This is a genomic window from Endozoicomonas sp. Z74, from assembly GCF_057680865.1.
Genome location: NZ_JBLYZI010000051.1, coordinates 1 through 14,121, shown reverse-complemented (window position 1 = coordinate 14,121; position 14,121 = coordinate 1). Strand labels below are relative to the sequence as shown.

The 14,121-nt window shown below is 46.5% G+C and carries 16 protein-coding genes; 5 read left to right on the top strand and 11 right to left on the bottom strand.

Annotated elements, in window-relative coordinates:
• Positions 1–17: 17 nt before the first annotated feature.
• The 3 genes from ACNRUY_RS15040 to ACNRUY_RS15030 all read right to left on the bottom strand — a co-directional run bounded on the left by ACNRUY_RS15040 (position 18) and on the right by ACNRUY_RS15030 (position 3,174).
• The gene (locus tag ACNRUY_RS15040; protein WP_488112461.1) at positions 18–1,478 is read right to left on the bottom strand and encodes a hypothetical protein; all 1,461 of its coding nucleotides are present in this window, start codon (positions 1,476–1,478) and stop codon (positions 18–20) included.
• 708 nt (positions 1,479–2,186) lie between these two features.
• Complete coding sequence (locus ACNRUY_RS15035) at positions 2,187–2,756, bottom strand: hypothetical protein (protein ID WP_488112460.1); 570 nt, start codon at positions 2,754–2,756, stop codon at positions 2,187–2,189.
• Between the two features lie 82 nt (positions 2,757–2,838).
• Entirely contained in the window at positions 2,839–3,174 is a 336-nt protein-coding gene (locus tag ACNRUY_RS15030; protein ID WP_488112459.1) for a hypothetical protein, read from the bottom strand.
• Between the two features lie 291 nt (positions 3,175–3,465).
• On the opposite strand from ACNRUY_RS15030, the gene ACNRUY_RS15025 reads away from it, so the two are divergent.
• Positions 3,466–3,612, top strand: a complete 147-nt coding sequence (locus ACNRUY_RS15025) for a hypothetical protein (protein ID WP_488112458.1) — start codon at positions 3,466–3,468, stop codon at positions 3,610–3,612.
• Positions 3,613–3,823: 211 nt separating this feature from the next.
• Here ACNRUY_RS15025 and ACNRUY_RS15020 read toward each other — a convergent pair whose 3' ends face one another.
• The 8 genes from ACNRUY_RS15020 to ACNRUY_RS14985 all read right to left on the bottom strand — a co-directional run bounded on the left by ACNRUY_RS15020 (position 3,824) and on the right by ACNRUY_RS14985 (position 9,196).
• The gene (locus ACNRUY_RS15020; protein WP_488112457.1) at positions 3,824–4,057 is read right to left on the bottom strand and encodes a hypothetical protein; all 234 of its coding nucleotides are present in this window, start codon (positions 4,055–4,057) and stop codon (positions 3,824–3,826) included.
• Positions 4,058–4,332: 275 nt separating this feature from the next.
• Complete coding sequence (locus ACNRUY_RS15015; RefSeq protein WP_488112456.1) at positions 4,333–5,118, bottom strand: PRTRC system ThiF family protein; 786 nt, start codon at positions 5,116–5,118, stop codon at positions 4,333–4,335.
• Positions 5,118–5,843 carry a hypothetical protein gene (locus ACNRUY_RS15010; protein WP_488112455.1) on the bottom strand — a complete coding sequence of 242 codons (726 nt, stop codon included), beginning with the start codon at positions 5,841–5,843 and terminating at the stop codon, positions 5,118–5,120. Before ACNRUY_RS15010 ends, ACNRUY_RS15015 begins: the two co-directional genes overlap by 1 nt.
• A 69-nt stretch (positions 5,844–5,912) precedes the next feature.
• Complete coding sequence (dnaN, locus tag ACNRUY_RS15005) at positions 5,913–7,031, bottom strand: DNA polymerase III subunit beta (protein WP_488112454.1); 1,119 nt, start codon at positions 7,029–7,031, stop codon at positions 5,913–5,915.
• 58 nt (positions 7,032–7,089) lie between these two features.
• Positions 7,090–8,241 carry a hypothetical protein gene (locus ACNRUY_RS15000; RefSeq protein ID WP_488112453.1) on the bottom strand — a complete coding sequence of 384 codons (1,152 nt, stop codon included), beginning with the start codon at positions 8,239–8,241 and terminating at the stop codon, positions 7,090–7,092.
• 24 nt (positions 8,242–8,265) lie between these two features.
• Positions 8,266–8,454 carry a hypothetical protein gene (locus tag ACNRUY_RS14995; RefSeq protein ID WP_488112452.1) on the bottom strand — a complete coding sequence of 63 codons (189 nt, stop codon included), beginning with the start codon at positions 8,452–8,454 and terminating at the stop codon, positions 8,266–8,268.
• A 4-nt stretch (positions 8,455–8,458) separates the two neighbouring features.
• The gene (locus tag ACNRUY_RS14990; protein ID WP_488112451.1) at positions 8,459–8,677 is read right to left on the bottom strand and encodes a PRTRC system protein C; all 219 of its coding nucleotides are present in this window, start codon (positions 8,675–8,677) and stop codon (positions 8,459–8,461) included.
• A gap of 21 nt (positions 8,678–8,698) precedes the next feature.
• Positions 8,699–9,196 carry a PRTRC system protein E gene (locus ACNRUY_RS14985; protein ID WP_488112450.1) on the bottom strand — a complete coding sequence of 166 codons (498 nt, stop codon included), beginning with the start codon at positions 9,194–9,196 and terminating at the stop codon, positions 8,699–8,701.
• 176 nt (positions 9,197–9,372) lie between these two features.
• Here ACNRUY_RS14985 and ACNRUY_RS14980 point away from each other — a divergent pair, with 176 nt between their 5' ends.
• The 4 genes from ACNRUY_RS14980 to gspD all read left to right on the top strand — a co-directional run bounded on the left by ACNRUY_RS14980 (position 9,373) and on the right by gspD (position 13,854).
• Complete coding sequence (locus tag ACNRUY_RS14980; protein WP_488112449.1) at positions 9,373–10,566, top strand: DNA sulfur modification protein DndB; 1,194 nt, start codon at positions 9,373–9,375, stop codon at positions 10,564–10,566.
• Positions 10,567–10,720: 154 nt separating this feature from the next.
• On the top strand, positions 10,721–10,912 hold the full coding sequence (locus tag ACNRUY_RS14975) for a hypothetical protein (protein WP_488112448.1): 192 nt from the start codon (positions 10,721–10,723) through the stop codon (positions 10,910–10,912).
• A 283-nt stretch (positions 10,913–11,195) separates the two neighbouring features.
• Complete coding sequence (locus ACNRUY_RS14970) at positions 11,196–11,810, top strand: type II secretion system protein N (RefSeq protein ID WP_488112447.1); 615 nt, start codon at positions 11,196–11,198, stop codon at positions 11,808–11,810.
• A gap of 40 nt (positions 11,811–11,850) precedes the next feature.
• Positions 11,851–13,854 carry a type II secretion system secretin GspD gene (gene gspD, locus ACNRUY_RS14965; protein ID WP_488112446.1) on the top strand — a complete coding sequence of 668 codons (2,004 nt, stop codon included), beginning with the start codon at positions 11,851–11,853 and terminating at the stop codon, positions 13,852–13,854.
• The last annotated feature ends 267 nt before the right edge of the window (positions 13,855–14,121 follow it).

The following is a 14,121-nucleotide window of genomic DNA, read 5'->3' as shown; positions in this document are numbered from 1 at the left end:
TTTTTTATCACTTCTTATTATGAAGTCGAAAATATAGGAGAAACAACCTCCTTAAGGGATGAGGTATCTTCAGGCGTCACATCTGTCCACTGTTCCGAAACTTGATCGTAGTAGTACGTTTTGCTTTCACCGTTCTGATTACCAATAATTGACATGCCACCGAGGTACATCCGAGTGCCAGTAATAGAGGTGCCCTGAGCTATGGAATTATCCATTAAATTTGCTCCACCATTCACAGGTAGCAAGGTGTTCATATCAAAGGCTAGTAATTCACCGGTATAGGTGGTTACATAAGCAACATGGCTATCGCCTAGGTTTTGAATACCAGCCAGCTGCGTCCCGGTGTAAGTATCTACATTAAAGACGCTCTCAATATTCAGGGTATCATGATCTATGGTGTAAAACCCGGAATTGATGTAGCTTATACCATCCAAATAATTGCCAAAGAAAGCCGACTTGTTATTACGCACCTGGGTTAAGCCATAGACACCATTTAGCTGATAACCGTTTCCGGAAGGATCGTTGAATTGCACATAATTAAACGTATCGGGCAGTGACAGATCGAACACGAAGTGGTGATCATAGCGGCTGTCATTATTGACCGAATAACGCCAGTTATGGATCAGGTAGTTGCCGACCTTAAACGGCTTAAAATCATTAGCCTTCCTGGTTGTATCTATGTCGTAACCCACTTGAACCGATGACCTGTCATCAGCGATCACACCGGTTTTCAACCTGCGATGTCCGTAACCACTTGCAACTTGAAGGTTGGTATCGAACACAACATTTTTGTCACCATTCAACCATCCATAGATAAAGTTCGCGCTATGCTCCTCCATGGAAACATGTCTGAAGATAGTATCAAACTCACCTCCGGACCACATGCTCAGTGCGAACTCATAGGTTCCGTTATTTGTATGTTCAGTGCTATGAATGGTATGGCCGAGTAAATAGACCTCACCATCATTACTGACATCTGACTGAAATAGTCTTCGCACGTAGGGCTGGTCAAGATCTTCCTGGAAACCTAGTCCTACACACTGGGGTATTGACTCTGGTTCATTCAAAGGAATGCTTACAATTTTACATGATTTAACTTCATTTCCACTATTATCTGTAAAGCTACTGAAGTTACCTTCCAAAATAACGGAAGATTTCATCATCTGAATATTGCTAATTGAGCAACCAGCACTTTGAATGTTGGTAAAGAAATCCTTAAAGACATAAGATGCATTCGCACCATCACTGACCTTGACAATTTTCTTTAATGAATCACATGGTCCTTCCCGGGTGTTTTCCAAAAGGCTGTTTACAATGGCAAAGCCAATCGCATCAGCAGTATTGGCTACCATATCGGTAGATTCTTCAGGTGGGTTGTAACCACCACCACCGCTATCATCCTCTCCACCGCAACCTGAAATCAACAAAGCAGTTGCCATGGCTACAGACAAACTCAACACTGTTCTTTTTTTGTTCATCACATTTTCCTTGATTGAACTGGGGCAAAGATAATTAAGCAATAGTTTTCTGGCTAAATATTAATCGAGCTATTATTCAAGACAATTGATACAGGTCATTTAAAGTATTTATTGGCTTAATTGTATTGTCTCATACAGTTGTGACTTATCAAATCTGGCCATTTATTGATCGTAATTTCATAAAGTATATTCACAAAGAAAATAATTAAGGCTCCACAGAGGGAGCCTTTTGTAATCAGTAAATACCAAACTGATTGAGTACTCTGATGATAGGTCGAGAAAGAATCCAGCCAGTGATCACCAATGCCGGAAAAATAACCAGAAAACTGAACATGTCGCTCCTCCTATTAATGTGGCGTGTTCCTGCAAAGCACTGTTCAAATGCTCTGGAGGAACACGCCACAAAGGAGCGTGTTCAAAGGGTTTAACCCCGGGTAAGGCCAAGCGCCCTGGTTGTCCTGATAACAGGAATGGACAGGCAGTAACCGGAAATCAAGCAGGTCGCATAAACCGCAATGATCATTTTAAAGTCCTCGCAGGTATTGCAGAACAACACCTGCAGTCGCAGGGTATGTGTTCTGCGACTGGACCTATGCCAAATGGCATAGAAAGTTGAACCACTCTGGTTAGAGTGGGGTTATCCCTTGTGGGGTTCAGCCCCACATGAGTAGATGTGATTAGAACCCTCGCCCGATAGGGCGGGGAGTGTCAGAACTCCGCATCAATGGTTAAAAACCACCGTTTCATTGGAACTGTGACTGTTATCATTCCTCTTCCGCAGGGGTATGTTCCCCAGAACCGGTAGAATGTTTCATGCATATCAAACTCGGATAGAGCTTGAATTTGACCAGCAGTGATTGGCTCAAAAGGGCCGCCGCTGCCAATGTGCATAGGAAGTCCATATTCCCGAATATTCAATTCGTCAATATTCTTTCCACCTGTACAAGCAACCAGGTTCTGTCTTCTGACATCAGCTTCTTGTAACAGAAGGACTGATTCGTCATAGCACCCATACTGTGTCGTAAACTTAACAATATGTCCGTGCATAGGGTTGGCTTGATCCGCAAGTTCTTTGAGAATTTGCTTCACATGCAGGAACTTTGCATAAAGTTTCGGTGAGAATTCCGAGGCGAAATCAAGATTTGGACAGATCAGATCCATCAATTCACCAGGTACTTCACAAAGGCCCATTTGCAAAGCCAAAGGCTCTGCTTTTTTTCTAGCCTCTTCGACGACCGCCGGATGATACCGCTGTCGTGGATCATTGTTTTTTGTCATATGTAGCTCCAGTGTTTGGGGCTACATCCCTTAACGGGAGAAGCCCCGCCAGGGTGATATTTGTATAGATTACCCCGCTGATTCAGAACGGGATGTCGTCAATTTTTGGCGCCAGGGAAGGAGCCTCGGTTTTCAAAGACTGGAAGGCCGAAGGTGCAACCATCACTCCGTTCTCACCAAACAGCCATTGATCGAGCGGAGGTGACAAGTACTCGCCGTGACCCAGATCCCAGGCCAGGGTTTCAATGTACCGGAACACCTGTGAAAGCGAGGGCAGACCACCATTAACGATTCGGTAAAGCCCGCCTTTTTTCGTCAGTTTGTGAATGATGGCTGTATCCGACAGAGTATCCAGAAGTTTCGAGTTGACCGTGTAGGGATCGGCAAGGCCAATACTCACACTGGGTTCAACCGTCAATCTGCTGGTAACTCCGACAACAGGCTCTCCACCAGACAAGCCCGCATGCAGGTTTGACTCTGTATAGTCAGCAACCAGAAACAGCTTTGGGAACTCCTTTATATTTCATTGCAAATAAAAGATTTCCTCGGGCTCCGGTATAAGGATCTAGCGACTGGCTGCCAGCCAGGAACACCAGAGAGAAGATGCTGAGGAGTAATGAACGGATCATTGTTTTTTTCCTTAGGTTATTTTTGCCTGTCGATAACAGACTTTTTTGAGTAAACCGGTCACAAACCGGCAAGTTGTAAGATGGATCGACACCGCAAGGTGCTATGGCAATTTCACGATCCGCAAGCCACTTTTCTTGCCACGCAGGGCGAAGAAACCGGGTTGCCTCTGATGCCGGAACAGCAGCACAGGCCAACAGGCTTCAGCCGGGGCAAAGTGGTGGGGTAGAGTGAAAATCAGGTACAGGAAAACGCCGGAACGAACCGGGCAAGCGGGGAGCGTGTTTGGCTGACCAAGGGAAAGGTCATTGTTGAGTGTGGTTGTCTTTCAATGCTGTCTGCCACAACCGTCAGCATTTGTAGTTCTGTGTCGTTTAACGACAATGGTCAATATGCCGCTGTTCCAGTCGATTTGCAACCAGAACAGCAGGGATAAGAGATCAGAGAAGCTCTTTCGGGATTGTGCCGCCGCTGCCAATATAGTCAGCAACTAGCTTACGGCGATCCCCAATCGTAAACGTGTCGATTTTTTGCCTGTGTTTTTTAAAAAAATCCACAGCTGCATTGATTTCAAAATAGACAAAATCTCGGTTCAAACGATCAAGTCCACAGCCCACCACGTTGCCGATATCATCACCGTATTGCTCAGTCAGCTTGTCTTTATACTTTGTCACGGTTTTTTCCTTTTTCCTGTCAAAACTGGACATAATCACAGGGAGTTATGCCATTTTTACTACAAAACGCCCTCATAGCTCTATGATTTTCCTCAATTATTTTGAATGTAGGGTCTGTGTTCTGCCCCTCCTCAAACTTAATTAATTCCAGCATCAAATCAATCTCCAAAGGGAGTTGCCCCCATAAAATATTGTTATTTTCGTCCTGTGTGAACTCAAAAGGACTGGCTCACCAGAGAGAGAAAGTGGGGGAACAAAAGCTTCCCCCAGTTCCTTCAAGCGGCCTTTGCTTCTGCCCGGTAGCCAAATGACAACCAGACCTGCTCATCCACCTTCAGTGGCTTAACCTGAACCGGGTCAATCTGGAAAAAACTTCCGTGGTGGTCGATCCCTCCATGACGAATTAGGTTGAAAAGGTTGTCTCCCATCACATCACTGGCCAGCCGGTTAATAAAAAGTCCCTGTGCTGCCAGTGAAGCTGCGAGTGAGCTACAGCCTTGCGGTTCCTGAATTCCTTCTTTGGTTAGCAAGCCCTCCCGGTAAAGGTCGTAGACGTTGGGTAGCTTGCTTCCTGTTTCTGGGTTGCCCAGATGTCCACAAATAACTTGACCATCCGCAGCGCCGACCCCCGCATCAAACCAGAGGGTGTCAATGGTGCAGCCTTCGGCAAGCTGCCCGATTTCATAGCGCAATCGCCCATTGTCCACGGCAGTAATTATCAGATCGTAAAATTTATCTTTCAGCAGATCGGCAGAGAACCGAAAGGGCATGGCCACCCATTCAAGGCCATTGCAATAATTGATTCTCTGGACAGATACGACCGCCTTATTCTGGCCTACATCGTCCTGCCAGAACCGTTGCCTACCAATGTTGTTTACTTCCACCACATCATCGTCGTATACCGTTAAGTCGATACCCTGTCCCCCCAAGGCCAACAGGCAGATATGGATGCGGTGAAGTGCATCGAGCATTTCAGAGCCAGTGCCACCACAACCGATTAACAAGGTACGGATAGGTCGGCTGTACCAGTGTTCAGGGCATTTAAACTTCAGATTTTTCATTATTTGATCTCCCCATTAATTAGGTCAGCAACAGTAAACTGGGTCGGGTTAAGGCGTTCCAGGGGAAACGAGTCCACGCCGGACAGTGACTTCCAAAAGGTAATATGATCTTTATTTGTCACGTCCTTGTTGGGTTCTGTCCGAAGGGTTTTGCTGAAATTTGTGTGAGAGAACCGAGTTCCATAGACCGCTTCTTCAAACCCCGGTATGGAGTCGATTCTCAGGTGCTCCGGTTGTGTGGCTGTGCCAAAGCACAACAGCCCATTACCGCTAATGTTCATCAGGGGCGCATGGAACAGTCGGCTATCGGGATGGATGGCTTGGGACTCCACTGCAAACACTTTCAGGGAGAGACTGCCATTAACTGCGCTTTGCTGGGCAAAGAACAGCAACGGGCACCACGGGACATTTTTCACGGGGACTTTCTGAAACCAGATGGTTGAACGCCGGGGCTGGGCAACCCACCCCAGAGTGTTATGGCTTCTGACAAAGACATTAGCGGGGATGAACTCTCTCAGGGCTTCCTCACTACGTTGTGCCAGTGCTTCAGAATAGGGTGTAAGAATCCTTTTCAGCCCTTCAACGGCCAACAGGTTGCCTGCACCAACGGCATATTGGTTATTCTGCGCCACCACTGGATGCCGGGACACCTGTCCGTCTGAATAGAGCACCAACGCCAGTTGCGGGGCAGGGACATTTTTGAGTTCAACCAGTTGCGGGGTCATTGTGCTTTCCTGAAATTATTCTGTTATGGGAACGGCGGCCTGTGCAGCCGCACGTTGTTATGGGGTGGCTCAGGCTCGCATGGGCATGACCACATGGGTTCGGCTGGTATCGCTTACTCCTAATCCCTGTACCAGAAAGGCCGAGTTGTCATTGTCAAAGCGGAACTCAATTTTTTCACTGACACCGGAAAGGGTACTCAGCGTGTTGGACAGGTAATCGGTCGAAACCTTCAGTTCAATAGGTGTACCGCTGTACTGCATGTCGATTTCTTCCACAGACTCATCTTTTCCTGTCGTCCCAGAACGGACAGAGGCCACCTTGTCATCAAAGGCGATGACCAGAGAATCCGATCCCATAACAGAAGCCCGTGAAACGGAATCCACAATTGCACTGGTATCAAAGCAAGCCCGGAACTGGGTATTTTTCGGGATAACCCCATCTACATTGGGGAATTTACCGTCAACCAATGACGCTATAAAAATGTAAGACTCTGATTCAATTTTCAAAGTCACATGGTTAAACAGCACTTTTACTGGTTCTTTCCCCATCAATGAGGACAGTTTTTCAACATATCGAACCGAAGCAAAAGGGAGAATTACTTGAGTATCCTCGCCCTTTGAAACAACTTCTACAACGCTTCTGGCAAGCACATGGCCATTAGAGGCTGCATAGGTGACTTTTCCATTCCCTAGTTCGATCAGCATACCGTTAAGATAATGCCGCACGTCATTTTTACCCATTGCATAGCCGCAATTCATCAACTGTTGTTTCAAAAGGCTGGGTTCAATAAAGAAGCCAGAACGGATGTCAGTGCATTCCATTTCTGGGAATCCCCCGCCTTCCACAGGAACGGCTCTTAGCTTGAAACGGCTTCGACCATAACGAACAACACATTCATTTGCCTCACGCCTGAATTTTAAGTCAGAGGACTCCGGCGAGGCTTTGACAATGCTCATCAGTTTTTTGGCATTTACCAAAAATGATTTGCAGCTTTTAAAGCCCATACCGGAAACATCCACCTTAGCCGTTAATTGTTTCGAGGAATCATTAGCCGTAAAGAAAAGGGTATTCTCCGTTAAACCGATCAGCACATGCTCAAGAATGTCATTAGCCTTGTTGGGCTTTACAATTGAACAAACATTGGAAATTGAATCAACAATCAAAGAACGTGGAATAATGATGTTCATATTATTATCTCCGGTTATTATCAGGGACGGGGTTACTATCTCACACTTCTTTCCCTTATCAAGTTTTGAAGAGTGGTGGGGCTTCAAGGCTATCCATTCGAGCAAGAATTATTGATAACTGCTCAATTAAATATTGGCTTTGTTGGTGAATTTTGAAGGCTGGAAGGGTGTCGAACACTGAATCAAAAGGGACGATACCGCCAAAGCTTTCCCCGATTTCCATTTGCCGATGGTACTCCCCATCAATAATGGACATCAGGCCGATATTAAAACCAAGCAAGTTCCCGTAAGCAATCGACACAAGATTTTCTGTGTAATTCCAAGAAAAGATATTTTCATATTCTTCATCGGACAGCGATATTTTTGAAAGTTCCGAAATGACAGAAAAGCACCACTGAACAATCGGCATGGCTCTTGAAAACTCCGTAGACTGAATCAGATTATTTAACCGCTTCTCAACTTCCAGTAAATATTGATCTTGGTTTTCAACCGTTGGCATCAATGACTGTATTGATTTTGACCGATCCAACATATTAGCTACAAACTCCAAGTCACCTTCACGGTTTATATCCAGTTCCATGTGATCGAAAGCGTACAGGCTGAAAAGATCATTCTCATAAATAAACTCGGTTACATCATCCTCAGCTATTTCACCTTCTGCAATTTGTTTCAAAATATCAGGTAGCATTTCCCGCCACCGTTTGAGATCGTCCCACAACTCATAGCCATAATTGCAGTGATTATGGACATCCCACTCAGGGATAATATGTCCCAGCAAACAAAGCCGATCCAGCAGGGGAACCACCACAGGCCGCAACCGTTCTGGAATCAAAGCCGGTGATATATCCACCCTGCCAACACCATCGGCCTTCACGCAGACCCCTTCAACATCGCTGTAATCGTTATGAATGCAGAGGGACAGTTCCTGGAATAACTCAACAGGATATTGTTCATTTACGCAGGTTGTTACCGATCTCAGGACTGAGTTGGTTTGGGAAACAAGCCACTGTGCTTTCTGACCATCCGATAACGCTCCTGACAGGGTTTCGGCCACGGTGTGTGCGCCAATGAAGCCGTTAGCAATCCCGATGGAAAAAATCTGTTCTATCGGCCTTGGATAGTCCGTCACAAAGGCAATGGAAGCATCTTCGACCATTGTCTTGGAGGCAGATAAAGCCGATGGTTGTAGAGAAAAAGTGGGTAGTGACATGATTACTCCCTGCTTCTGACACCTTCAGAATGGTGGTTTATGAGTACCCTTCAGGCGAGTTACTGGTAGGCCATAGAGGCCAGATGCACTCAGCCTTGCCGGTTTCAATTGCTTGCCCTGTTCATCCTGCTCCCCAAGCCTGCTCATAAAGTGCCGCAGGCATTGGAGGGCATCGTCTTGATGAACAGCAATATCAATGGATTGCTGCTTCATTGTTTCACCCATTGACCTTGGCAGGAGGAAGTTCAACCGTGATGACCATATGGCCATTTTCAAGGGTTGGGTCGGACAGTTCAGCATGGGCAAGGTGCGGGTAGTTATCCCGTAACAGCGCCCATGACTCAGTGGCAGAAAGCGATGGGTTAGGATCGGCAATTTCCAAAGCGCCAGCCCTGAACAACCGAGGTGCTACATTGACAATAATTTCAGAAGTCATAATAAATTCCCCGAAGTTCTTTCAAAAAAGATCGCTCGCAGCCAGCGGCTCTGGCGTTGGTTCTGGTTTAGAAACGACTGCTTCCTTCTCAGTTGTTCCATTATTTTTATTTGCCGGTGTAGTACTGACAGAAGCCGAAGGAGTTACAGTTTTGCCATTACTCTTTTTATTCCGCTTGGAAGCTGCCACCGCTGATTTGGCTTTGGCCTTTTCTGCCTGCGCTTTAATAGCCTCAAGGTTCGATTGTAACTGGCAGGATAAGTGCTGTGCAGTATTGAAGTAGGATTGAAGAGCATCAGGAATACCTGCTTCAAGCTGTTCAATCGTTCCCTTTAAAAGAAGTGGCATAGAAAGAGCGGATTTCAGAACCTTAACCGCCTCATCAGCATCCTTTTTACTATCAACCGGACTCATATTTTGAATCAAGACACTGAATTTTCCATCTTCTGATTTTTCAACCTCAAGACGAACCTTCTGACTTCCACAAAGATCAAGCAATTTGGAAATATCATCAAGCATTGCATCGCTCCTTTTTTAAACCCATCAACTAATGGTGCAGGGTTACTATCTCACAAAAGTTTTTAATTTCAACTTTTGGCAATTTAGCCAATCAGACACCAGATGCAGTGTAAGTTGAAATGAGAAAAAAGTGTGAGACTATACCCACAAATCAAATAAACACAAAGGTAGTGAAAATGAGCAAGCAAACCTATAAATTCAGAACCACTGATACTCACTTCGTTGTTCCTTGCATCCGTTCTATCCAAGGAGGGAAAATATTTTATGCCGCTAATCTGACAATGCGGGACGTGATTAAATTAGTGCCACCTGTTGATACTTATGCCACCGTTGAAGAAAGGGCACAACGCACATTAAATAAAAACAGGTCTGAAAAGATCGCTTATTATGTCGAAGAAAATCCTCAAAACTACATTCTTCCGGCCTTAACAGTAACTTTATTGAAGACAGGCATACGACAAACAAAGTTTGAACCGATTACTGACGGTGAGAGCATAGGTGAACTGTTCATTCCCCTTGGTCAGCAATGTTTAATCTCGGACGGCCAACACCGACTGCAAGCTATTCGCACCCTAATAGAAGGGCGCTGTTCAACACTTTCGGATAGTATAGCTGTCACCATTTATGATGACATTGAACATCCAGCGGCAAAACAGATTTTCACCGACATCAACCTAAATGCAAGTAAACCATCCGGTAGCATCAACTCACTCTATGACTCACGTAATCCCTGGAATGCGTTGGCGGTTGAGGTCAGTATAAGAGCCAAAATCCTTCAGGGCCGGACTGAATACGAAAAATCTTCATGCTCCAAAAACTCTCATAAAACATTTCCGCTCAAAAGCGTTGTGGACTTCTGCAAGTTGTCGAGAAACCACGAACCAACCGAGGAGCATTTCGATGATGCGGTTAACTCTCTTGTGCGTACCCTTGATGCTCTTCACGACAACATCCATCACTGGACAGAAATCACTCGAACTACGGAAATAGAAGATCGCAAGGCCGCCCAAGACGACAAAGAAGCGGTTAGTCGTGTTCAATTTGCCCGGGAGTACAGCATAGCTGTCAGTGCGCTCGCATTTGAGGCACTTGCCTTGTACATGCGAGAAGGGACGAGTCAGGACTTTTTAAGGAACCCGAACGGCAATATGGGTGAGCGGGACATAGTGACTGCTGAGAAGATCAGCAAGATTAATTGGGATAAGGACAGTGCCCAGTGGAATGGTCGCTGTATGAGAATGGGCAAGCTGACCAAGAACAAAACCAGCGTGATCCTGGTAGCCAATGTGCTGTTGACGGTGGGTGGCTATAACCTGCCATTTGATAATGAGCGCATCGAGCACAAATTCCTTACCGATCAGGGCAAATAAAAAATCCTGAAACGACAGGGAGTAACTCCCTGTCCATCAATGACAATTTATCCAATCATATTTCTTGTAAATACACGACATAACAACCCGGATCGAAACCTTTGTAATCAGTGTCAATAAGCGCTGATTAACATCAAAAAACGAGATAAAAAAGATGACAAAAGACAAGAATGCTGAAACTTCCAGTACATTCAAAACTGAAGATGGGTATACCTTATTCCGGAAAATCGACAAAACCACTTCCACAGTCCTTTGGACCGATGGTGATCTGGAATTCGATAGCGATACAGACGGGCACCCGATCGATGTTTTTGGCGAAAGGCTCCAGGGTGAGTATGTTCGATAGCCCTTGTGAAAAAGGGGCTCTGAGCCCCTACAATGACCAACTGGCCATAGCGTTACCAACCACAGATTCCGTGCATTCTATGAGCATAACCAAGCTGACAATTCAATTCCTGGTCGCTCCTTCCTGGATTAGCAGCCCCTTTGTCGATGCGTTTAAAATTGGTTAGCAAGGCTGGAGTATGATATCGTTCAGAACGCTAATAGATTACCACTCTCGTATAAATAGAACTTAAAACGTGGTTAATAGCTGTGCCCTGTTCGCAGTTGGTAGCACACAGATGCGTATGAGCGAAGTACAAAAAATACACTATATCGTTGCAGCTGCTTTAATGGTGACTGCTGCTGGCTATTCAGGAGCCAGTTTTTACTGGTTTTGGGAAACCCATAGTCAAGCCGACCTACAGGGAGCTCGGCCCCTCAATCAACCTCACGATCTTTTAGAGGATATTCAGCCTGAGGCATTGACTACTGAAGCACTTTTATCATCGCCCCTGTTCCGACTGCATGATGAACGACTGGAAGCCGTTGCTGCTGAAGAACCATTACCCAAAACACGGGTAAAGTTAAATCTTGAGGCGGTTTATCTGGCATCCAGCCAGGATCGCAATGCTGCGCAGATAGCCAGCCCGGGAGGCAGTCAACTCTACCGGGTGGGGGACAGTCCGGGTGAGAATATGATGATCAAGGCCATTAATGAACATGCAGTCATTCTGGAGGTCAATGGTAGCCTGGAAAATCTGGTATTTTCCGATGAGGTTTTTACTTCGAAACCCGTGACCATACCTGGCAGCGACCCCGTTACTCTCTCAGCAGGCAGCCAACCCTCAGCTGTAGAGCATGGGGATCTGGCTGCCAGACTGGATGCACTGAAACAAAGATTTGGTAATAACAACAATTGATCAACGATTAAAATAATAACGATAAGCAGGGATGTAATTGATGAAGTGGTTTGTGTCATTCGTAGTAATGCTTTCGGTATTTTCTCAACAATTGCTGGCCGACGATAAGGCAGTGCCGGGTGCCCATGACAGCCAGTCATCAAAACAGTCTGGAGCAACGGCGTCTGAAGGCAGAAATGACATCAAGATCAAATTGAAGAACAGTGATTTACGCTCTTTCATTGACTGGATTGCATTTGAAACGGATAAAAACCTGATTGTTGACCCAAGAGTAAAGGGTAAGGTGACGGTGGTTGTAAACGACCCCCTGAGCCGTGAGGAGGCCTGGCGTGTCTTTAAAGAAGTTCTTGCGCTGCATGGGTTCTCAGTGCTGGAGGAAGGGCAGGCGGTAAAAGTACTGCCCAGCAATCTGGTTCGGCATTCTGCGCCTCCCTATCGGGATGGAGTGCTACTCAACGGGGTGGATACGGTGATCCGTATCCTGAAAACCCGCCACATTAATGCTCCCCAGATCATTCCTGTGATCAAGTCTCTTGTTCCCCAGACAGGCCATCTTGCGGCTTTACCCGACAGCAATCTGTTACTGGTAGTGGCAGAAGACCGGGTTGTCTCTCGATTGGAACAGGTGATTGCACAGCTGGATCAGCATGAGGATTCTGAACTGTCGGTTATTCGTCTGCAGTATGCCGATGCACGGGATACCCTGACAACCATAAACGCCATTGCCGGTAAGGGAAAGGCAGGTCAGTTGCCTTCTCAGAAAGTGCTTATGGCCGCTGATGAAAGAACCAATAGCATTATTCTCGGTGGCCCCACTGCCAGGCTGAAACGGTGGAAAACCCTGCTGCTGACTCTGGACCGGGAAGAGATCATTGAAGATGAGTCCCATGTCATTTATCTGGACTTCATGAAGGCAAAAGAGGCTGCCGATATTTTAAAAGACATCTCCGCCAGCATGTTGAAAAGAGATAAGAACCGGGCCGGGGATGAGCTGCAAATTGCGATCAGGGCCAGTGAGAGTACCAACGCCCTGGTGATCTCGGCACCGCCTGCCTACATACAGTCCCTTCAGAAAATCATAAAGAAACTGGATATCCGTCGGGCCCAGGTGTTGGTTGAGGCCATCATTGTTGAAATTGGGGATACCGAACTGAATGAGCTGGGAGTGCAATGGGGTACCAGTGACTCTGCAGTAAACGGTGACGGCTGGTATGGCGGCTCAAAGCTCAGTGCCGGCGGGCTGGTTGGGCTGGACGGGTTTGCCTCAGGTGAAAACAACCTGATCGGCAGAGGGCTTAACCTTGGCTTTTATCGGAATGGATCCCTGCGGGCGCTGATTCAGGCGTTCTCCGGCAATGATGCCATTAATATTCTATCAACCCCGAGCCTTATTGCCCTGGACAACGAAGGCGGGAAAATAGTTGTTGGTGAGAATGTGCCTTTCATTACTGGACAGTCTACCAGTTCATCCTCTTCAACCGATAACCCCTTTCAGACCATTGAGCGCAAGGATGTTGGTCTGCAGCTTAAGGTGACCCCCCAGATTAACCAGGGGGAGCTAATGACCCTGGATATCTACCAGGAAATTTCCAGTGTCACCGATGACAGTAAAGCCTCGGATATTGTGACCCGTACCCGCTCTATAGAAACCAAAGTTCAGGCGCAGAGTGGCTCGATCATTGTTCTGGGAGGGCTGATCTCTGATGAAATCACCCACAGTGAACAGAAGGTCCCCCTGCTGGGGGATATCCCTGTGCTGGGCCATTTGTTCCGAAGTAATAGCCAGGATCGAAAACGAAAAAATCTGATGGTTTTTATCCGGCCCTCCATCCTGCGCAGTCATGAGGATGCTTTGGCCATTACCGGTGGTAAATACAGTTATATCCGTGAGCAGCAACAGGCATTTCAGCCTTTGCAAAATCAGTGGATGATGGCAGAGGGTGATAAGCCATTGCTTCCTGCTTATTCTGACCCTGGCCCTGTTCCCAAAGAAAATCCGGTAAAGGTGCGCCCGCAAAGAGCCCGTACAGGTGGTGAACGTTAACGGGGGCTTGCCTTACTAAAAAATGGCCGTTTGCATGGTTTTAACTGGCTTTCTTACGGGCTACAATGCTCATCTATTAATAATAACAACGTCGTATAGATAGGATTCCAATGATACAGGGCAGTTTGTCAAGGCTGTTGGTCAGTGTACTTCTGGTATTCAGCAATGTGGTTTTTGCCGTCGAAGGGATCGAGTGGCGTCAGGCTACACCCTCCTACGATACCGGTGAGTTCAGTGACACTTTTGTAGACCTCCGGGTTCAGACCC